At 62.8% G+C, this 17,955-nt stretch carries 25 protein-coding genes; 16 read left to right on the forward strand and 9 right to left on the reverse strand.

The genetic code is table 11. The annotated features are described in order from the left end of the window. Positions 1-14 precede the first annotated feature (14 nt). The 4 genes from ACGYLA_RS00130 to ACGYLA_RS00145 form a co-directional block, all read right to left on the reverse strand. Positions 15-572: a F0F1 ATP synthase subunit B' gene (locus tag ACGYLA_RS00130; RefSeq protein ID WP_394429362.1), complete on the reverse strand. Its 558-nt coding sequence runs from the start codon at positions 570-572 to the stop codon at positions 15-17. 90 nt (positions 573-662) lie between these two features. Further along, positions 663-887, reverse strand: coding sequence for a F0F1 ATP synthase subunit C (locus ACGYLA_RS00135; RefSeq protein WP_007118046.1), 225 nt, complete (start codon positions 885-887; stop codon positions 663-665). Positions 888-951: 64 nt separating this feature from the next. Next, positions 952-1,713, reverse strand: a complete 762-nt coding sequence (locus ACGYLA_RS00140) for a F0F1 ATP synthase subunit A (protein WP_067260637.1) — start codon at positions 1,711-1,713, stop codon at positions 952-954. A gap of 1 nt (position 1,714) precedes the next feature. Next, positions 1,715-2,065, reverse strand: coding sequence for an AtpZ/AtpI family protein (locus ACGYLA_RS00145; RefSeq protein WP_067260640.1), 351 nt, complete (start codon positions 2,063-2,065; stop codon positions 1,715-1,717). A 240-nt stretch (positions 2,066-2,305) separates the two neighbouring features. Between ACGYLA_RS00145 and ACGYLA_RS00150 the strand changes: the two genes are divergently transcribed. Beyond that, positions 2,306-2,662 (forward strand): helix-turn-helix transcriptional regulator, encoded by a 357-nt coding sequence (locus tag ACGYLA_RS00150; RefSeq protein WP_271690001.1) that lies wholly within the window; start codon positions 2,306-2,308, stop codon positions 2,660-2,662. A gap of 234 nt (positions 2,663-2,896) precedes the next feature. Here ACGYLA_RS00150 and ACGYLA_RS00155 read toward each other — a convergent pair whose 3' ends face one another. Then, positions 2,897-3,799, reverse strand: coding sequence for a DMT family transporter (locus ACGYLA_RS00155; protein ID WP_394429364.1), 903 nt, complete (start codon positions 3,797-3,799; stop codon positions 2,897-2,899). Next, entirely contained in the window at positions 3,787-4,674 is an 888-nt protein-coding gene (locus ACGYLA_RS00160) for a LysR family transcriptional regulator (protein WP_394429366.1), read from the reverse strand. Before ACGYLA_RS00160 ends, ACGYLA_RS00155 begins: the two co-directional genes overlap by 13 nt. 126 nt (positions 4,675-4,800) lie before the next feature. Here ACGYLA_RS00160 and ACGYLA_RS00165 point away from each other — a divergent pair, with 126 nt between their 5' ends. The 12 genes from ACGYLA_RS00165 to rpmE all read left to right on the forward strand — a co-directional run bounded on the left by ACGYLA_RS00165 (position 4,801) and on the right by rpmE (position 11,942). Next, positions 4,801-5,385: an FMN-dependent NADH-azoreductase gene (locus ACGYLA_RS00165; RefSeq protein ID WP_394429368.1), complete on the forward strand. Its 585-nt coding sequence runs from the start codon at positions 4,801-4,803 to the stop codon at positions 5,383-5,385. 270 nt (positions 5,386-5,655) lie between these two features. Beyond that, the gene (gene ffh, locus ACGYLA_RS00170; RefSeq protein WP_394412320.1) at positions 5,656-7,176 is read left to right on the forward strand and encodes a signal recognition particle protein; all 1,521 of its coding nucleotides are present in this window, start codon (positions 5,656-5,658) and stop codon (positions 7,174-7,176) included. Then, positions 7,173-7,481, forward strand: a complete 309-nt coding sequence (locus tag ACGYLA_RS00175) for a chorismate mutase (protein WP_067262239.1) — start codon at positions 7,173-7,175, stop codon at positions 7,479-7,481. Before ffh ends, ACGYLA_RS00175 begins: the two co-directional genes overlap by 4 nt. Positions 7,482-7,524: 43 nt before the next feature. Next, the gene (gene rpsP / locus ACGYLA_RS00180; protein WP_394429371.1) at positions 7,525-7,911 is read left to right on the forward strand and encodes a 30S ribosomal protein S16; all 387 of its coding nucleotides are present in this window, start codon (positions 7,525-7,527) and stop codon (positions 7,909-7,911) included. A 16-nt stretch (positions 7,912-7,927) separates the two neighbouring features. Further along, entirely contained in the window at positions 7,928-8,557 is a 630-nt protein-coding gene (gene bluB / locus ACGYLA_RS00185; protein ID WP_394412317.1) for a 5,6-dimethylbenzimidazole synthase, read from the forward strand. Then, positions 8,557-8,706: a hypothetical protein gene (locus tag ACGYLA_RS00190; protein ID WP_169306052.1), complete on the forward strand. Its 150-nt coding sequence runs from the start codon at positions 8,557-8,559 to the stop codon at positions 8,704-8,706. Before bluB ends, ACGYLA_RS00190 begins: the two co-directional genes overlap by 1 nt. Next, the gene (gene rimM / locus ACGYLA_RS00195) at positions 8,703-9,230 is read left to right on the forward strand and encodes a ribosome maturation factor RimM (protein ID WP_271688341.1); all 528 of its coding nucleotides are present in this window, start codon (positions 8,703-8,705) and stop codon (positions 9,228-9,230) included. The genes ACGYLA_RS00190 and rimM overlap by 4 nt, the downstream gene beginning before the upstream one ends. A 15-nt stretch (positions 9,231-9,245) precedes the next feature. Next, positions 9,246-10,037, forward strand: coding sequence for a hypothetical protein (locus ACGYLA_RS00200; protein WP_394429373.1), 792 nt, complete (start codon positions 9,246-9,248; stop codon positions 10,035-10,037). Next, positions 10,034-10,822: a tRNA (guanosine(37)-N1)-methyltransferase TrmD gene (gene trmD / locus ACGYLA_RS00205; protein WP_394429375.1), complete on the forward strand. Its 789-nt coding sequence runs from the start codon at positions 10,034-10,036 to the stop codon at positions 10,820-10,822. The genes ACGYLA_RS00200 and trmD overlap by 4 nt, the downstream gene beginning before the upstream one ends. Before the next feature lie 69 nt (positions 10,823-10,891). Then, positions 10,892-11,053: a DUF1328 family protein gene (locus ACGYLA_RS00210; protein ID WP_082849512.1), complete on the forward strand. Its 162-nt coding sequence runs from the start codon at positions 10,892-10,894 to the stop codon at positions 11,051-11,053. A gap of 272 nt (positions 11,054-11,325) precedes the next feature. Then, a complete protein-coding gene (rplS, locus tag ACGYLA_RS00215; RefSeq protein ID WP_067262249.1) occupies positions 11,326-11,709 on the forward strand; it encodes a 50S ribosomal protein L19 in 384 nt (127 codons plus the stop codon). Between the two features lie 11 nt (positions 11,710-11,720). Then, positions 11,721-11,942 (forward strand): 50S ribosomal protein L31, encoded by a 222-nt coding sequence (gene rpmE / locus ACGYLA_RS00220; RefSeq protein ID WP_067262252.1) that lies wholly within the window; start codon positions 11,721-11,723, stop codon positions 11,940-11,942. Between the two features lie 185 nt (positions 11,943-12,127). Here rpmE and ACGYLA_RS00225 read toward each other — a convergent pair whose 3' ends face one another. Next, positions 12,128-12,802 (reverse strand): hypothetical protein, encoded by a 675-nt coding sequence (locus tag ACGYLA_RS00225; RefSeq protein ID WP_394429377.1) that lies wholly within the window; start codon positions 12,800-12,802, stop codon positions 12,128-12,130. A gap of 234 nt (positions 12,803-13,036) precedes the next feature. Here ACGYLA_RS00225 and ACGYLA_RS00230 point away from each other — a divergent pair, with 234 nt between their 5' ends. Next, the gene (locus ACGYLA_RS00230) at positions 13,037-13,846 is read left to right on the forward strand and encodes a division plane positioning ATPase MipZ (protein ID WP_271688345.1); all 810 of its coding nucleotides are present in this window, start codon (positions 13,037-13,039) and stop codon (positions 13,844-13,846) included. Positions 13,847-13,848: 2 nt separating this feature from the next. Here ACGYLA_RS00230 and ACGYLA_RS00235 read toward each other — a convergent pair whose 3' ends face one another. Then, a complete protein-coding gene (locus tag ACGYLA_RS00235) occupies positions 13,849-14,733 on the reverse strand; it encodes a DMT family transporter (protein WP_394429379.1) in 885 nt (294 codons plus the stop codon). 26 nt (positions 14,734-14,759) lie between these two features. Next, complete coding sequence (locus tag ACGYLA_RS00240; protein ID WP_394411300.1) at positions 14,760-15,209, reverse strand: MarR family winged helix-turn-helix transcriptional regulator; 450 nt, start codon at positions 15,207-15,209, stop codon at positions 14,760-14,762. Positions 15,210-15,275: 66 nt separating this feature from the next. Here ACGYLA_RS00240 and hmgA point away from each other — a divergent pair, with 66 nt between their 5' ends. Together hmgA and fahA are read left to right on the forward strand one after the other, a co-directional pair. Next, positions 15,276-16,637 carry a homogentisate 1,2-dioxygenase gene (hmgA, locus tag ACGYLA_RS00245; protein WP_394429381.1) on the forward strand — a complete coding sequence of 454 codons (1,362 nt, stop codon included), beginning with the start codon at positions 15,276-15,278 and terminating at the stop codon, positions 16,635-16,637. 23 nt (positions 16,638-16,660) lie between these two features. After that, complete coding sequence (gene fahA / locus ACGYLA_RS00250; protein WP_394429383.1) at positions 16,661-17,914, forward strand: fumarylacetoacetase; 1,254 nt, start codon at positions 16,661-16,663, stop codon at positions 17,912-17,914. Positions 17,915-17,955 lie beyond the last annotated feature (41 nt).

The raw sequence follows: 17,955 nt of genomic DNA on the forward strand, positions 1-17,955 counted from the left end.
GATTTGGTCATGGCTTATCCTTTCATCCGCGCATCGACGGCGGCATCAACAGTTGCAGCATCCGCCGAGCCACCAAGGGCGGCGACGAGCGCTTCTGCGGTGTCCTTGGCAACGGTTTGTACGTTGTCCATGGCGCCCGCGCGAATTTCGGCGATGGCTTTTTCCGATTCCGCCACTTGCGCGGCAATCTCGGCATCGGCCTTGGCCATTTCGGCATCCAGATCAGCCTGCATGTCCGCTTTTGCTTGGGCCACGATCTGCTGTGCCTCGGCACGGGCGTCGATCAGGGCCTTGTCATAGGCGGCTTCGGCTTCCTGCGCCTTGACCTTGAGGTCTTCGGCAGCCGCGATGTCATTGGTGATGGTCCCTTGGCGCTCGGCCAGAACCGCACCGATACGAGGCAGAGCCACGCGCGACAGGATCAGGTAGGTGGCGATCAGCGCCAGGATCAGCCAGAAAATCTGGTTGCCCCAGTGATCGAAGTTCAGCTGCGGCATGCCCGGCGTTTCGGCAGCATGGGTCGCAATGCCGGTCGCGTCGGCCAGCCCGTCGCTGGTTGTTACAGTTGCCATCGTGGCTTCTCCTTGGAAACTTTGCCGTTACAGCCGGGCAGACACGGCGATGCGCGCCTGCCCGCTCGTAAGGATTACAGTTCCGAGAGCTTAGACAGCGAACATCAGCAGCAGAGCGACGAGGAACGAGAAGATCCCCAGAGCTTCTGCAAACGCGATGCCGATGAACAGGGTCGCTGTCTGGCTTGCGGCTGCCGAGGGGTTGCGCAGCGCGCCGGACAGGAAGTTGGCGGCAACGTTGCCGACACCCAGGGCTGCGATGCCTGTGCCGAGACCTGCGATGCCTGCGCCGATATGTGCGAGTTGACCTTCCATTGGGGTATCTCCTTACGATTGGAAGTTAAAACTTTGACGGGAAACCCCGCCGTTGTTGGGGTTGTTAGTGTGCGGGGTGCAGCGCGTCCTTGAGGTACACGCATGTCAGGATGGTGAAGACATAGGCCTGAATGAAGGCCACCAGTACTTCGAGACCGTACATCGCGGTGATCGCGACGACCGAAACGGGCGAGATGACGGCGATGGCGGCGAAACCGGCGAAAACCTTGATCACCGCGTGGCCCGCCATGACGTTACCCGCCAAACGAATGGAGTGGCTGACCGGGCGCACGAAATAGCTGATCAATTCGATGATCGCCAGCACCGGACGCAGGGCCAGAGGCGCCGAGGACACCCAAAAGAGGCTCAGGAAGGCCGCGCCGTTCTTGACGAAGCCGACGACGGTCACGGTGATGAACACCGCCAGCGCCAGCACCACGGTCACCGAGAAATGCGCGGTGGGGGTGAAGGCTGTCGGGATCAGGCCGAGGAAGTTGGCCATGACGATGAACATGAACAGGGTCATGATATAGGGGAAGAACTTCAGCCCCTCTTTGCCGCAAATGTCTTCGACCATCTTGTGGATGAAGCCGTAAGCCAGCTCAGCGACCGATTGCATGCGGCCGGGAACGACCGAGCGGCGCGCGCTGCCCAGAACGAGCATCGCGAAAGTGGCCAGAACCGCCAGCGCCATCCAGAAGGTCGCGTTGGTGATGGTGTACCAAGCAACGGAAGCATCGTCGCCAAAGAGCGGCGATACGATGAACTGGTCCATCGGGTGGAATTCCAGACCGCCTGTTTCAGCGCCGTGTGTCTCTGTTGCCATCTCAGGCTCCCTCGTCCTTGCCCGAATGGGGCGTATCCTGTTCGGCCGGTTCGGCCTGTTGTTTACCCTGGATTTCCTCAGCGGTGCGGAGCATCGTCTTCACCCCCGCCGCAAGGCCCAGCATTACAAATAGCACCATGAAGATGGGCAGCGTGCCAAAGAGCACATCCAGCCCGTATCCGATGCCGAAACCGATCCCAAGACCGGCCACAAGTTCGATCACCATCCGCCATGCCATATTGGCCTGCGAATAATGTTCATCCGCCCGGGGCTTGGGTGCGCCGCGTTCTTTCGCAGCCGCCAGTCTGGCCTCAAGCTGCTCCATCTGCTGCCGTTGGTCCGGGCTGGTCACACCAAAATCCCCTTAGGAATATCTGCTGCGGTGCTACTGTCAGGGCGGGTTAGAGTCAACAACCTTGGCCGCCGCGGGTTTTCAATAGTTTACAAGGACTTACGGGTAGCGGAGGCGACCCACACTTGAAACGGGCCCGGAAAACCCCAAGGAAATCGCGCCGAAGGTTTATTCAACTCAGCGGTTAAGTTAGCCGCAATGCCCGCTTTCGCCTGTGCGCGCCCCGCGCTATTCAGACGTATGACCCAGGACCTCGATCAGGTGTTTGCCGCCCTCGCCGACCCTACGCGTCGCGCCATCCTCGCCATGCTGCTAGAGGATGATATGGCCGTGACCGATGTCGCCGAACCCTTCGAGATGTCGCTTGCCGCGATCTCGAAGCATTTAGGCGTGCTGACAGCGGCGGGGCTGATCAGTCAGGAAAAGCGGGGGCGGGTGAAATGGTGCAAACTGGAACCGGATGCGCTGCGCGATGCGTCGGTCTGGATGCAGGGGTTCGGGCAATTCGAGCCGGTGAACCTTGATGCCTTCGAGCGTTTCTTGGAGATCGAACTGCCTGAGGGCGGCGAAGGCGAGATGCGCTCAGGGTCAGAGTAGGTGAAGGTTATATAGATAGAGTGATCCCCCCTTGCCACGAGGTAAATAAGACAAGGGGAGGATCAATCGACGGTCAGATGACGCCGAATGCGAAACGCAAAATAGCCAAAACCACGACGATCAACCCGATCAGGTAAATAATACTACGCATGGTGGTGTCCTTCACTGTTAATTCACGCCCCAACGCAGGGCGTCGCGCTAAGGTTCCACCGATTCCGCAACTTTTTGAATTTTTTATGACTTTTCTTCGCCATCCGCGCGCAGCAGCAGCGAAAGCGCGAGGATCGTCAGCAGCACACCGCCCCAGACCAGCGCCCCCGGCAGGGCATTGCCAAAGCCCAACTCCCACAGGATTACCCAGCTGGGCGTGAGATAGGTATAGGCCATAACTTTGGCCGAAGGCAGCCGCAGCGCCGCAAATTGCAGCAGAACCACCGTGGCCGCCGTGGCGAAGACCGCGACATAGAGGATGGTGATCCAGACCAAGGGGCGCAGGGCGCTCCAATCGGTCGCGCGGAGGTCTTGCCAGCCGTAAAGCCCCAAGAGCACCGTGCCCGCCAACAGGGTGCCAAAGGTGAACATCACCGCGCTTTCGCCACGGTTCAGCCGCCTTACCATGGGGGTATAGAGCGCGTGGCTGATGCAGCCGACGAAATAGATCGCCTCCCCTCGCCCGATGTCGAAGGCCAAAAGCGCCGCGAGGTCGCCGCGAAAGATCACCCAAAGCGCCCCGGCCCCGCCGATCGCCAGCGCCAGCGCCATGCGCGGCGTCATGACCTGCCGCATCAGCATCCACGCGAACCCGGCCGCCATCACCGGCACGAGGGTAAAGACCGCTGCCGCAGCCACCGGGGGCGCGGTTTTCAACCCCTCGAACATCAAGACGAAGTAAAGCGTGAAGAGCCCCGCCAGCACAAAATAGCGCCAAGGTGCTGCAAAGCCCGCCCGGCTGATATCGCCCCGCCCCCATGCCAAAGCCCCGACCAAAACCGTCGCCAAGGCAAAACGCACGGCGTTCAGCGCCGTCGGCGTGATCTCATTCGCCACCTGCGCCCCGAGCGAGAATGACCCGGCCACCAAAGCCGAGAAGCAAAGCATCGCCAGATGCCCCTGCGCCGCGGCGCTTATTCGGGACATGCGACCGCTTCCTCGGCATGTTCCTTCAGGAACCGCAGCACCGCCTGCACCTTGCTGGTGCGGTGCAGATCGACATGGGTGACCAGCCAAAGCGCACTGCCCCAATCGGGGCGCGGCGCGTGAATCTCGACCAATTGCGGATCATTGCGCCCCATGGCGGCGGGCAGGCCGCCGATCCCGGCCCCGGCCCGCAGCGCCGCCTCCAGCGCCGCACCGTTGGTGCTGCGCCATGTCACGCTTTCCTCCGGCACCGTGGCCCAGAGCCACTTGTGATAGGGCGCGCGGCTGTCGCGGTTGTCGGCGGCGATGAAACGGTGCTTGTGGTAATCCTCCGGCCCCTGCGGGATGCCGTACTGCGCCACATAGTCCCGGCTGGCATAGGCCCCCACCGCCAGCTGCGCATAGGGCTGCACCACATTGTCGGGCTGATCCGGCGCGGCCCCGGCACGGATGGCGACATGCGCCTCGCCATACTCCAGCCGGAACAAGCGGTCTCCGATCAGATAGCGCACCACAAGTTCGGGGTTCTGTCGCTGGAATTCGGTCAGCAAGGGCGCAAGCTGCGGGGCCAGAAAATCAAGCGAAGTGATCACCAACTCCCCCGAAACATCGCTGCCGCGCCCTTTGATCCGCCCCGCCAATTGGCTGAACTGGTCGTCCGTCGCCCGCGCCACCCGCAGCAGGTCCTCCCCCGCTTCGGTGGCCGTGTAGCCGCGTGCATGGCGCTGAAACAGCTTCACGCCAAGCCGCCCCTCCAGCGCGTCGATATGGCGGATCACGGTGGCATGGTGCACGCCCAGCACCTCTGCCGCGCCGCTCACGGTGCCAAGCTGGGCGACCTGATAGGCGGTCCTGATCTCATCCCAATTGTCCACTACTCACCTCGCCTTCCCGACTTGTGCATTTACGAACATGGTAACGTTCATTCTGGCAGTTGCGTTCGCGAGCACAATGGCCAATTCCATGCCATCAGATTTACCCTTGGAACAAGGATCAACACCATGGCCACATTGCGCATTGAAACCTCGGTGAACCGCGAAAACTCCGTCACCCGCCAACTGACGGACCGGATCATCACAACGCTGGACGACAGCGACGTCATCACCCGTGACATCGCCAGCGAACCCTTACCGCTGATCGATTCGACATGGGCCAGCGCCCGGGTGAAACCCGCCGAAGAGCGCACCGAGCTGGATCAAGAAGCCCTCGCCCTCTCCGACGCGCTGGTCGCCGAAGTGCAGGCCGCCGATACGATCGTCATCAGCGCGCCGATCTACAACTTCACCATTCCCGCCTCGCTGAAAGCGTGGATTGACCTGATCGCCCGCGTCGGCGTGACCTTCCGCTACACCGAAGACGGCCCCCAAGGGCTGCTGGAGGACAAACGCGTCATCGTGGCCTTCGCCTCGGGCGGGACGGGCATCGATTCCGCCGCCGATTTCGCCAGCGGCTACCTCCGCTTTGTGCTGGGCTTTCTAGGCATCACCGATGTAACCTTCGTCGCGGCAGACCAACTGGCCGTGGATGCCGAAGGCACCATCGCCCGCGCCCATGCGCAGATCGACGCGCTGCGCGACGCGGCCTAAGCGGCCCGCCCTCTCCTCCAAATCTGCCGCGTCCCCACACCGGGGGCGCGACTTTTTCGTGGCAGCCTTTCGCCAGCCACCCCACCCGGCTTGACTCGCACCCCCGCAGCGCGTAAACGCCAACCGATCTCCGGAAGCATTGCCTTCCGGTCCCGGCCTGTCGTCGGGATCGCCCCCAGTCAGCGCGTTGCGCCCACTGGGGCGTTTGTGCATTTTCGCGCGCGTCCTTACATAGGGGCAAGTGCAACCGACCCGAAAGGCCCTGTGCCCATGTTTGAGAATCTTAGCGAACGGCTCTCTGGTGTCTTTGACCGCCTGACCAAACAAGGCGCGCTCAGCGACGAGGACGTCAAAACCGCCCTGCGCGAAGTGCGCGTCGCCCTGTTGGAAGCAGACGTTTCGCTGCCCGTGGCGCGTGAATTCGTCAAGACGGTGCAGGAAAAGGCCACGGGCCAAGCGGTGACCAAATCGGTGACGCCGGGCCAGCAGGTCGTCAAGATTGTCCATGACGCGCTGATCGACGTGCTGAAAGGCGAAGGCGAACCCGGTTCGCTGAAAATCGACAGCCCGCCCGCGCCGATCTTGATGGTCGGCCTGCAGGGCGGCGGCAAAACCACCACCACCGCGAAACTCGCCAAGCGCATGAAAGACCGCGACGGCAAGCGCGTGTTGATGGCCTCGCTCGACGTGAACCGCCCCGCCGCGATGGAGCAGTTGGCGATCCTCGGCACGCAGATCGGTGTCGACACACTGCCGATCGTCAAGGGCGAAAGCCCGGTGCAAATCGCCAAACGCGCCAAAACGCAGGCCGGCTTGGGCGGCTACGACGTCTATATGCTCGACACCGCGGGCCGCCTGTCCATCGACGAAGAGTTGATGAGCCAAGTCGAAGCCGTGCGCGACGTGGCCAATCCACGTGAAACATTGCTGGTTGTCGACGGCCTGACCGGCCAAGACGCTGTGCATACGGCTGAGAATTTTGACGAGCGTATCGGCATCTCCGGCGTTGTCCTGACCCGGATGGACGGCGATGGCCGTGGCGGTGCTGCGCTCTCGATGCGGGCCGTGACCGGCAAGCCGATCAAATTCGTCGGTCTGGGCGAAAAGATGGACGCGCTTGAGACCTTTGAGCCCGAGCGCATCGCGGGCCGCATCCTCGGCATGGGCGACATCGTGGCGCTGGTCGAGAAGGCGCAGGAAACCATCGAGGCCGAACAGGCCGAGAAGATGATGAAGCGCATGGCCAAGGGTCAGTTCAATATGAACGACCTGAAGATGCAGCTTGAACAGATGATCAAGATGGGCGGCATGCAGGGCATGATGGGCATGATGCCCGGCATGGGGAAAATGGCGAAACAGGTCGAAGATGCCGGTTTCGACGACAAGATCCTCAAGCAGCAGATCGCCCTCATTCAGTCCATGACCAAGAAAGAGCGCGCCAACCCTGCTCTGCTGCAGGCCAGCCGCAAGAAGCGTATCGCCAAGGGTGCCGGCATGGAGGTCTCTGACCTCAACAAGCTGATGAAGATGCACCGCCAGATGTCCGACATGATGAAGAAGATGGGCAAGATGGGCAAAGGCGGTATGCTCAAGCAGGCCATGAAGGGCATGATGGGCAAGGGCGGCATGCCCGGCGGCATGGACCCCTCCCAGATGGACCCCAAGGCGCTGGAAGCAGCGGCCAAGCAGATGGGCGGCAAGCTGCCCGGCGGTCTGGGTGGCATGGGCGGTGGCCTCGGCGGCGGCATGGGCCTGCCCGGCGGCCTCAGCGGTTTTGGGAAGAAGAAATGACCGAGCCCCTCACAGATACCGCCGCCCGCGCCGCCGAGCTGTTGAAAGAGCACCGCGCCTCGATCGACCGGCTCGACGCGATCCTCGTCTATACGCTGGGCGAGCGGTTCAAACACACGCAGGCCGTGGGGAAACTCAAGGCCACGCACGACCTTCCCCCCTCCGATCCGGCCCGCGAAGCGGCCCAGATCGAGCGGCTCGAAGATTTGGCGGAAGCGGCGGACCTCGACCCCGTCTTCGCCAAGAAGTTCTTGAACTTCATCATCGCCGAAGTCATTCGGCACCACAAAACCCACCAAGAATAGGACGGCCTCCCGTCCCCCCAACCAACCTAAAGGATTAAACACCATGGCAATGAAAATTCGTCTCGCCCGCGGCGGCTCCAAAAAGCGCCCCTTCTACCGCATCGTGGCTGCCGACAGCCGCATGCCGCGCGATGGCCGCTTCATCGAGAAGCTGGGCACCTACAACCCGCTGCTGCCGAAAGACAGCGAAGACCGCGTGAAAATGGACGTTGAAAAGGTTCAGGAATGGATCGCCAAAGGCGCCCAGCCGACCGAGCGCGTCGTTCGCATGCTGGAAGCCGCTGGCATCCGCGAAAAGACCGAGCGTAGCAACCCCAAGAAGGGCGCACCGGGCAAGAAAGCCCAAGAGCGCGCGCAGGAGAAAGCCGACAAGGCTGCTGCCGCTGCCGAAGCTGCCAACGCCCCTGCCGAAGAAGCTTCCGCAGAATAAGCTTCGAGCGCCCGGCATGGATACATTCTCTGATGACTTCCGTGCCGGGCTGCACGACCTGATGCGATGGCGGCGCGACGTGCGCCGCTTTCGCACAGACCCGCTGGACGAGGCGCTTGTGCAAAGCTGCCTCGACAGTTTCAATCTCGCCCCCTCTGTGGGCCTGTCGGAACCCTGGCGGATCATCCGCGTTGCCTCCGACACCGCGCGCCAAGCCGCGTTTGAGAATTTCCAATCCGCCAATGCCCGCGCCCTCGCCGGATACGATGGTGAGAAGGCCGCGCTCTATGCCGGGCTCAAACTCTCGGGGATGAGCGACGCGCCCGAGCAATTGGCGATCTACTGTGATGAGAGCACCCAAAAGGGCAGCGGCCTCGGCGCGGGCACCATGCCCGAGATGCGGCGCTATTCGGTGGTGGGGGCGATCACCCACCTATGGCTCACCGCCCGCGCCCATGGCCTCGGGCTGGGCTGGGTCTCGGTGCTCGACCCGGCAAAGCTGAACCGTGACCTTGCGGTGCCAGAGGATTGGTCGCTGGTGGCCTATCTTTGCATGGGCTGGCCCGAGGAAAACAGCCTGACGCCGGAACTGGAAACCAAGGGTTGGGAGACCCGCGCGCCCCGCCTCAAGGTCGAGACCCGCTAATGAGAAAGCTACTGTTCCTTCTGTCCGTGCTCGTGCTCGGCTTTGTCCTTGGCATCCGCTATGATCGGCAGTTAATGCAGGATGAATGCAAAGCCGGGGCCGGTGAATGGACCGGGACGATCTGCGTGAATTCGGAGTTGTTGCAATGAGTGACCAAGACCTGATCTGCGTCGGTGCCATCGCGGGCGCCTATGGCGTGCGCGGCGAAGTGCGCGTGAAAAGCTACTGCGCCGTGCCCGAAGACATCGAAAACTACCGCCCGCTGAGCACCGAGGACGGCAGCCGCCAGTTCACCCTCGCCCTGCTGCACCCGGTCAAAAACGGCTTTGCCGCGCGCATCGCCGAAATCACCACCAAGGAAGAGGCAGACGATCTGCGCGGTGTCTCGCTCTTTGCCGCGCGGGATCAATTGCCGGGCCTGCCGGATGACGAATTCTACCACGCCGATCTCATCGGGCTTGAGGTCTATGACACCGGCGGAGTGCTGCTGGGGCGCGTTAAAACGGTGCAGAACCACGGGGCGGACGATCTTTTGGAACTGCAACTTGCAGGTACCTCGGCCACCACCTTCCTGCCCTTCACCAAGGCCGCCGTGCCGACGGTCGACCTTGCCTCGGGCCGGATCATCGCCGACCCGCCTTTGGGCGTGCTGCCCGAGGGCAAGGATGGCTGAGACCGGAGCCGGATGATGCCCCGCCGGATCATCCTGCATCCCGGCTTTCACAAGACCGGGACCAGTTCCGTTCAAGCCACCCTGCGCGCCAACCGCGCCCTGCTGAAACCCCATGTCGCCCTGCGCCTGCGCTGGCAGATGAAAGACCTGCTGCATGCCGCGCGCGGCTATTCCACATGGCGCGACCCGCTCACGCTGCTCAAGGCCGAATACCGCTTCGACGCCCTTCTCGATGCCCTGCCCCGGATGCCGCGCCGGACGCTGGTCCTCTCGGCCGAGGAACTGGCCGGTCACATGCCCGGACGTGGCGATCTGGCCGATTACAGCGCCGCGCCCGAACTGCTAGAGACCTTTACCCGCAGCCTGCGCCGCCGTTTCCCCCGGGCGGAAATCATGGTCTACCTCTCGACCCGCGATCCGGCGGATTGGATCGCTTCGGCCTATTGGGAGCATGTCAAAGCCTCCTCCATGACGCTCGACCTTGCCACTTTCACAGCCCGCTACGCCCCAGCGGCAGATTTGGATGGGGTGGCCGAAACGATTGCCCGGCGTCTGCCCTGCCCTGTGCATCACACGCGGCTGGAGGCCTGCCGCGACCTGCCGCTTGGACCCGCGACGCCACTCTTAGACCTTTGCGCATTGCCGCCTGAGGTCTTGGCGCAGATGACCGTGCCCCCGCCCGAGAACCAGCGCTTGCCTGCGGAACTTTTGCAGGCTCTGCTTGACGCCAACCGCCAACACGCCGATGACCCCGAGGCGCGCCGCCGCGCCAAGACCGCCCTATTGCAACAGGCAGGAACCGCATGAAACCCACCCGCTCTCACGGACGTCAAAGCGCACGCCCCAGCCTCAAACCTCGCGCCCTGATGCAAGACGCGCCCGATTACGCTGATGTCTGGCGGGCCCGGATCGTCACGCTGTTTCCCGATCTCTTCCCCGGTGTGCTGGGCGCCAGCCTGACCGGAAAGGCGCTGCACGAAGGGCGTTGGCAATTGCACACTCATGACCTGCGCGACTTTGGCATCGGCAAGCACCGCAATGTCGATGACACCCCCGCAGGCGGCGGGGCGGGCATGGTCATGCGCGCCGATGTGGTCGGCCCGGCGCTGGCGCGCGCGCAAAGCCACGCCCATGGGCGCTGGCCGATCCTCTACATGTCACCGCGCGGGCGGCGGTTCGATCAGGCCATGGCGCGCGATCTGGCAAGCTGCGCGGGCGTGACAATGCTCTGCGGGCGATTCGAGGGGGTCGACGAGCGGGTGATCGAGCATTTCGGCATCACCGAGGTTAGTCTGGGCGATTTTGTCATGACGGGGGGCGAGTTGGCCGCCCAAGCGATGATCGACGCCACCGTGCGCCTCTTGCCTGGCGTGCTGGGCAATGCCGAGAGCATCGAAGAGGAAAGCCACGCCTCGGGCCTGCTGGAACATCCGCAATATACCCGCCCCGCCGAATGGGAAGGGCGCGAGATTCCGCCCGTTTTGATGTCGGGCAACCACCGCGAGATTGCGAAATGGCGGCAGGCGCAGGCCGAAGAGCTGACCCGCAAACGCCGCCCCGACATGTGGGCCGCGTTCGAGAGTAAGGACTAAGCCGGCGCCCCGATACGGAACCCGCCCCTGCGCGGCGCGTTGATCTCCCATATCGGAGGGAGAATCCAAATGCTTGAACTTATTCTTATTCTGTTGATCGTCGCCGCCGTTGCAGCGCTCTTGGGCTTTGGCCGCGTATCGGGTGCCGCGATGACCGGGGCGAAAGTGCTGATCGGCATCGTTCTGGTGCTGTTTCTGCTCGTTGTCTTGGGCGTGATCGCCCTGGCCTGACGCGACAGCGCGCAGAGGTCTGAAACACAGAGGATCAAGGTGGCCACAGCCCCCTTGATCCTATCGCTTTTGCCCCCTATACCCCGCGCATCCGGAATCGCTTTGGCGGCTCCGGTACTTTGCGTTTTACGCAGAAAACTAAGTAATGACGACGATACCTCCGGCGGGGGGCCTTGATCAGAAACGATCGCGGCGCTGCCCGATAGAACCCGAAGCTCTGGGTCGCGACATAATTTCGTGGAATACCGCGAACATCATAGGAGAATGGTCAGATGAACCTGATCGCAGAGATCGAGGCGGAACAAGTCGCCGAACTGGGGAAAGAGATCCCCGACTTCCGTGCCGGTGATACCGTTCGTGTTGGCTTTAAAGTCACCGAAGGCACCCGCACCCGTGTGCAGAACTACGAAGGCGTCTGCATTTCGCGCAAGAACGGTCACGGCATCGCCGGGTCCTTCACCGTGCGCAAGATTTCCTTTGGCGAAGGCGTGGAGCGTGTGTTCCCGCTGCATTCGACCAACATCGACAGCATCACCGTCGTGCGCCGTGGTCGCGTGCGTCGTGCCAAGCTGTACTACCTGCGCAGCCGTCGCGGCAAATCCGCACGGATCGCCGAAAACGTCCACTACAAGCCGCTTTCCGGCGCGAACGCATAAAGGACTGGTCGATGAAAACCGATACACATCCCGAATACCACATCATCAACGTCAAGATGACCGACGGCACCGTTGTGGAAATGAAATCAACATGGGGCAAAGAAGGCGACCAGCTGTCGCTCGACATCGACCCCTCCGTGCACCCTGCCTGGACCGGCGGCACTGGCCGCATCATGGACACCGGCGGCCGCGTGTCGAAGTTCAAGAACAAATACGCAGGTCTGGGCTTCTAAGCCTTACCGACAGTGCGAAACAAAGGCGCGGCCCCTCGGGGGTCGCGCCTTTTGCGTTTGGGGGATGGGCAGTGGATGGAGCCGGGGCCGGGTGTGTGCGGCAAGCGGTGTGGAGGTATTTTTGAAAGGATGAAGTTAAGGGGCATGCGTGCCGGTGGGTGCCGGCGCGCATGGGGGAAGCCGGGTTAGAGGCGGCGCTCTTGTAGGGCGGCTTGGGCGCCGTAGCCGTGCAGGTGAGAAAGCACCGCGCCATAGGCGATCAGCAGATAGGCGAGCAGTTCTGTGCCCTCTTGGACGGTGGTTTTGATTTGCGGGTCATAGGCGGCACCCATGACGGCCTCCCACAGGGCACCGGTGCCGAAAACCCGCGAAAAGAAGAGCAGCAGCACCACGCCGATATAAACGAAGGTGGCGGAGCGGGTTTGTAGGTGGTGCAGCATGGGCAGCAGCGTGGTGCCGCGATTGCGCCATGCGATGAAGCTGCCCACCGCCAGTGTGACGAGGGCGGGGTAGATCCAGAACCCGTGTTGGATACGGTCGAGCGCGGCGTCATATTCGCGCAGGAACATGCAGGCGAAGAGCGTGGCCGCCAGTGTCAGATATCCCCGCATGCCCACATGTTGATAAGCGCCCATCATGAAAATCCCAGCCGCGATGGCCAGCAGGGTGTTGTGCATATGTTCGGACAGCGAGTCTTCGGTGACGCCATCGCCCAGAACGGCCGTATCGAGGTAAACCGTCACCGGCACCAGCGCCACCAGCAGGCAAACCAGCGCGAATTCCGCGATCACCATGCCCAGAGACGGCAGCACGCCGCGGGGAGTTGTTGGTTTCGATGTGGTGGGGTGGTGATCTGGCATGGGGGAGGCCTTGCTTGAGCGGTTCGTTGGGGTGCGCGGCGCGCGGTAAGGCGCGGTGTTACACGGCGCCTTAACCGGCGAAAATAGCGCAAATGTGCGCGATGTCCAAACGCGGCAGGGCTGCCACGGTCGGGCTGAACAAGCGGCCTCGCCACTTTCCAAAGGCGTGAACCCTACATATAGTGCGGCTCAACAATATCCTGTCTTGAAGGGCAGGCGCGAAGGGACAGCAGTATGGCGCATATTATCGTCGTCGGTAACGAAAAAGGCGGCGCGGGCAAATCGACCGTTTCCATGCATGTGGCGACGGCCTTGGCGCGGCTTGGCCATAAGGTCAGCGGGCTGGACCTCGACCTGCGGCAACGGACCTTTGGGCGCTATATCGAGAACCGCCGGGCCTTCATGCGCGAGTCCGGCCTGACGCTGGCCAGTCCGACGCTTTGCGAATTGCCGGATGTGGAGGCCAGCAGCCTGCGCCCCGGTGAGAACATGTATGATCACCGTCTCAGCGCCGCCGTGGCCGCGCTAGAGCCGGACAATGATTTCATTCTGATCGACTGCCCTGGCTCACACACCCGGCTCAGTCAGGTTGCCCATTCGCTGGCGGATACTTTGATCACGCCGTTGAACGACAGTTTCATCGACTTTGACCTTTTGGCCCATATCGACGCCAATGGCGAAAAGATCACCGGCCCCTCCGTCTATTCCGAGATGGTTTGGAACGCGCGGCAGCTCAGGGCGCAGGCCGGGTTGTCGGCGATCGACTGGATCGTGGTCCGCAACCGTTTGGGGGCGCAGCGCATGGTCAACAAGGAGAAGATGGAGCGCGCGATCAACAACCTCAGCAAGCGGATCGGCTTTCGCACCGCGCCGGGGTTCAATGAGCGGGTGATCTTTCGGGAGCTTTTCCCGCGCGGTCTGACCTTGCTGGACCTCAAGGATATCGGGGTGAAACAGCTCAATATCTCGAACATCGCCGCGCGGCAGGAGTTGCGTGAGCTGATCAAGGCGTTGGAATTGCCGGGCGTCAGCCCCGACTTTTGATCCTAGTGGCGCGGCAGCGGGGGCACGACCCGGCGGCGGCGCGACAGGGCGATGAGGTTCGACAGAAACAGCGCGCCTACGACGATCCCACCGCCGATCAGCGCGTAGATCCCTGGGTCTTCGCCCAGCACCGCCCAGACCAGCAGCGGCGCCAGCACAGATTCCAACAAAACGAGCAGGCCCACTTCGGCGCTTGAGATATAGCGCGGGCCAAGCGCGATGAGCCCGGCGCTGGCAGCCATGAACGCCGCGTAGAGCAGCATCTGCGGCAGTTCTGCGGTGGGCATGTGCAGCGGCTGGGCCACGGGCAGCAGCACCGCCCCGGCCAGCAGATAGGCCAATGCCACCGCCGGCACCATCGACACCGCGCGCGCGTGGCGCGCCGCTGTCAGCGCTCCGGCGAAGATGGCCGAGAGCGACAGGGCCAGCAGATCGCCCGCGCGCGAGGCATTCTCGGTCTCGCCCGAGCCGAAGGCGATCACGGCCAGCCCGGCGAGCACCGCCGCGATGGTAAAGAACATGCGCCGGCTGATCGGCTCGCCCAGAAAGACCCGGCTATAGATCGCGGCAAAGACCGGCAGCGAGGCGAGGATGAAGACCACATTCGCGACGGAGGTCAGGCGCACGGCCAGCACGAAGCCGACCCCGGCGCAGGCCACGCCGCCGATGTAGATCGCGCTCGCCCATCCGGCGCGGCTGAGGGCGCGGAAGGGGGCGGTGCCTTGGGCCAGCAGCAGGCCCGCGCCAATCGCCATGCCGACGAGGGTCACCTTCCAAAAGGCAAGCGTCAGCATCGGCGCGTCGATGACGCGCACGAAAAGCGCTTCGGGAACGATGCACATCACCCCAAGAAAGGTGAGCAGGAGGCCTTTGGTCTGATCGGTCATGCGCCATCGGTGGCGGTTTCCACAGGCTAAGTAAAGCCCCCCTGCCCCACATCCGACAGCTTGAGCAGCGCCCGCCGCAGCACCGCCGCCTCGGCAGGGTCGAGCGCATCCATCAGCGCGGCATTGTAGCGCTGCGCCACGGCGCGCAGATCGTCATAGGCCGCTTGGCCCTGCCGCGTCAGCGACAGATGCTCCACCCGCCGATCCTCTGGATCGCGGCTGCGGGTGACGAAGCGCCGCTCGGTCAAGCGGTGTACGGCGCGGCTGATCTTGGTCTTATGCATCCGCGCGCGCTGGCCGATTTCGCTTGCCGTGAGTTGCCCGTATAGGCCGAGGTGGAACAAGACCCGCCATTCGGTGCGCAGCATGCCATAGCGGCTTTTGTAGATCTGCTGAAACTCGAGCGATGACGCCTCCGCCGCTTGGTTCAGCAGGTAGGGCAGGAAAAACTGAAGCTGAAAGTCACCGTCCGCCATGCTGCGCCGCTTGTTAGTTACAAATCCAACTATTACGCTTGTAACAGATTCTGCAAGGGGGCACAGATGACCAGCCAGTCCAAGCCATCGACGATGACAACCGCGGCCACCACATCGGGCACGCATCCGGGCTATATGCCGGGTTTCGGCAATGATTTCGAAACCGAAGCCCTGCCCGGCGCCCTGCCGCAGGGCATGAACTCCCCGCAGAAATGCAACTACGGCCTCTATGGCGAACAGCTGTCCGGCACGGCTTTTACCGCGCCCTCTCATCAGAACGAGCGTACGTGGTGCTACCGCATCCGGCCCTCGGTCAAACATTCGTCGCGCTACACGCGGATCGGCCTGCCCTATTGGAAGTCCGCACCGCATCAGCCGCAGGATGTGACCAGCCTTGGCCAATACCGCTGGGATCCGGTGCCCCATTCCGACACACCACTAACTTGGCTGACCGGCATGCGCACGATGACCACGGCGGGGGATGTGAACACCCAAGTCGGCATGGCGAGCCATATCTATCTGGTGACCGAGAGCATGGTGGACAGCTATTTCTACTCCGCCGACAGCGAGCTTTTGATCGTCCCGCAGGAGGGCAGCTTGCGCTTTTGCACCGAGTTGGGCGTTATGGATATCGCCCCGCAGGAGATCGCCATCATCCCGCGCGGGCTGGTCTACCGGGTGGAGGTTCTGGACGGGCCTGCGCGCGGTTTTGTCTGCGAGAATTACGGCCAGAAGTTCCACCTGCCCGCACGCGGCCCGATCGGCGCCAACTGCATGGCGAACCCGCGTGATTTCAAAACCCCCGTGGCGGCTTTTGAGGACCGCGAGGTGCCCTCCACCGTCACCATCAAGTGGTGCGGCCAGTTCCACGAGACCCAGATCGGGCATTCACCGCTCGACGTGGTGGCATGGCACGGCAACTACGCCCCGGTAAAATACGACCTGAACACCTATTGCCCGGTGGGCGCGGTCTTGTTCGATCACCCGGACCCGTCGATCTTCACCGTGCTGACCGCGCCCTCGGGCGTGGAGGGCACCGCCAACATCGACTTCGTGCTGTTCCGCGACCGTTGGATGGTGACCGAGGATACCTTCCGCCCGCCGTGGTATCACAAGAACATCATGTCCGAGCTGATGGGCAATATCCACGGTCAGTACGACGCCAAGCCCAAGGGCTTCGTTCCCGGCGGCATGAGCCTGCACAACATGATGCTGCCGCATGGGCCGGACCGGAACGCTTTCGAGGGCGCGTCGAATGCCGAGTTGGCACCCCATAAGCTCGACAACACAATGTCCTTCATGTTCGAGACCCGCTTTCCGCAGCATCTGACCGAATTCGCCGCCCGCGAAGCGCCATTGCAGGACGATTACATCGACTGCTGGGAAAGCCTTGAGAAGAAATTCGACGGCACCCCGGGCAAGAAGTGACCGCTGTCCGCGAAAGGACCAATATGACCCTGATGACCTCTTGGGTGGAAAGCGCCAATTCGGCCACCACCGATTTCCCGCTGAACAACCTGCCCTACGGCGTCTTTTCGACCAACCGGCTTGAGGCGCGCTGCGGCGTGGCCATTGGCGATCAGATCGTGGACATGGCCGCGCTGGAGGAAGAGAGGCTGATCACCCTCGCCGAAGAGCCGGTGTTCGATGTGCCCTATTGGAACGATGTAATGGACCTTGGCCCCACGGCTTGGGCTTCCTTGCGCTCCCGGCTGATCGAACTGCTCAGCGCCGATGCGCCCGATCAGGCGGCTGTGGCGCCCCATCTGGTGCCGATGGAGGCCGCGCAGTTGCACATGCCGATGATGGTTTCCGAATACACGGATTTCTACGCGGGCAAGCATCACGCCACGAATGTCGGCACCATGTTTCGCGGGGCCGAGAACGCCCTGCCGCCGAATTGGCTGCACATCCCCATCGGCTACAATGGCCGCGCCTCCACCGTCGTCGTCTCGGGGACCGAGATCACGCGGCCCAACGGCCAGTTGAAAGCCCCCGAGGCCGAAGCGCCGCATTTCGGCCCCTGCCAGAAACTCGATATCGAGTTGGAGATGGGCGCGATCGTCGGCACCTCGACCGAGATGGGCCAGCCGATCCACATAGACGCGGCGGATGAGATGATCTTTGGCTATGTCCTGCTGAACGACTGGTCGGCGCGGGACATTCAGGCGTGGGAATACCAACCGCTCGGCCCGTTTCAGGCCAAAGCATTCGCCACCTCGATCTCCCCTTGGATCGTGACCCGCGATGCGTTGGAGCCCTTCCGCACCCCGACACCCGCGCGGGAGAAAGACCTGCTGCCCTATCTGCGCGAGAGCAAACCCGGCCTTTATGACATCGACCTGTCGGTGATGCTCCAGCCCGAGGGCGGCGAGGCCGAGGAAATCGCCCGCACCAATTATCGCGAGATGTATTACTCCGCCGCGCAGCAGTTGACGCATCATGCCTCTTCGGGCTGTGCGATGAACGCGGGCGATCTGCTCGGTTCCGGCACGATCTCCGGCCCCGAGAAATCGCAGCGCGGGTCGCTGCTGGAACTGTCATGGGGCGGCAAAGAGCCGATCACCCTCGCCGACGGCAGCACCCGCAGCTTTGTCGAAGACGGCGATACGCTGACCCTCACCGGCCACGCGCAGGGCGATGGCTTTCGCGTGGGCTTTGGCAGCTGCACCGGCAAGGTCCGCCCGGCAATCGACTTTTCCTGAACAAGCGACGCTTCCGCGCTGAAGAACCAAGACAGAAGGAC

The sequence above is a fragment of the Sulfitobacter sp. 1A13679 genome, from assembly GCF_043557115.1.
GTDB classification, from domain to species: Bacteria; Pseudomonadota; Alphaproteobacteria; order Rhodobacterales; family Rhodobacteraceae; genus Sulfitobacter; species Sulfitobacter faviae.

Coding starts and splice junctions, on each gene's coding strand:
- ACGYLA_RS00130 (WP_394429362.1), bottom strand. CDS start 572: ATGGCAACTGTAACAACCAGCGACGGGCTGGCCGACGCGACCGGCATT.
- ACGYLA_RS00135 (WP_007118046.1), bottom strand. CDS start 887: ATGGAAGGTCAACTCGCACATATCGGCGCAGGCATCGCAGGTCTCGGC.
- ACGYLA_RS00140 (WP_067260637.1), bottom strand. CDS start 1,713: ATGGCAACAGAGACACACGGCGCTGAAACAGGCGGTCTGGAATTCCAC.
- ACGYLA_RS00150 (WP_271690001.1), top strand. CDS start 2,306: ATGACCCAGGACCTCGATCAGGTGTTTGCCGCCCTCGCCGACCCTACG.
- ACGYLA_RS00155 (WP_394429364.1), bottom strand. CDS start 3,799: ATGTCCCGAATAAGCGCCGCGGCGCAGGGGCATCTGGCGATGCTTTGC.
- ACGYLA_RS00165 (WP_394429368.1), top strand. CDS start 4,801: ATGGCCACATTGCGCATTGAAACCTCGGTGAACCGCGAAAACTCCGTC.
- ffh (WP_394412320.1), top strand. CDS start 5,656: ATGTTTGAGAATCTTAGCGAACGGCTCTCTGGTGTCTTTGACCGCCTG.
- ACGYLA_RS00175 (WP_067262239.1), top strand. CDS start 7,173: ATGACCGAGCCCCTCACAGATACCGCCGCCCGCGCCGCCGAGCTGTTG.
- rpsP (WP_394429371.1), top strand. CDS start 7,525: ATGGCAATGAAAATTCGTCTCGCCCGCGGCGGCTCCAAAAAGCGCCCC.
- bluB (WP_394412317.1), top strand. CDS start 7,928: ATGGATACATTCTCTGATGACTTCCGTGCCGGGCTGCACGACCTGATG.
- ACGYLA_RS00190 (WP_169306052.1), top strand. CDS start 8,557: ATGAGAAAGCTACTGTTCCTTCTGTCCGTGCTCGTGCTCGGCTTTGTC.
- rimM (WP_271688341.1), top strand. CDS start 8,703: ATGAGTGACCAAGACCTGATCTGCGTCGGTGCCATCGCGGGCGCCTAT.
- ACGYLA_RS00200 (WP_394429373.1), top strand. CDS start 9,246: ATGCCCCGCCGGATCATCCTGCATCCCGGCTTTCACAAGACCGGGACC.
- trmD (WP_394429375.1), top strand. CDS start 10,034: ATGAAACCCACCCGCTCTCACGGACGTCAAAGCGCACGCCCCAGCCTC.
- ACGYLA_RS00210 (WP_082849512.1), top strand. CDS start 10,892: ATGCTTGAACTTATTCTTATTCTGTTGATCGTCGCCGCCGTTGCAGCG.
- rplS (WP_067262249.1), top strand. CDS start 11,326: ATGAACCTGATCGCAGAGATCGAGGCGGAACAAGTCGCCGAACTGGGG.
- rpmE (WP_067262252.1), top strand. CDS start 11,721: ATGAAAACCGATACACATCCCGAATACCACATCATCAACGTCAAGATG.
- ACGYLA_RS00225 (WP_394429377.1), bottom strand. CDS start 12,802: ATGCCAGATCACCACCCCACCACATCGAAACCAACAACTCCCCGCGGC.
- ACGYLA_RS00230 (WP_271688345.1), top strand. CDS start 13,037: ATGGCGCATATTATCGTCGTCGGTAACGAAAAAGGCGGCGCGGGCAAA.
- ACGYLA_RS00235 (WP_394429379.1), bottom strand. CDS start 14,733: ATGACCGATCAGACCAAAGGCCTCCTGCTCACCTTTCTTGGGGTGATG.
- ACGYLA_RS00240 (WP_394411300.1), bottom strand. CDS start 15,209: ATGGCGGACGGTGACTTTCAGCTTCAGTTTTTCCTGCCCTACCTGCTG.
- hmgA (WP_394429381.1), top strand. CDS start 15,276: ATGACCAGCCAGTCCAAGCCATCGACGATGACAACCGCGGCCACCACA.
- fahA (WP_394429383.1), top strand. CDS start 16,661: ATGACCCTGATGACCTCTTGGGTGGAAAGCGCCAATTCGGCCACCACC.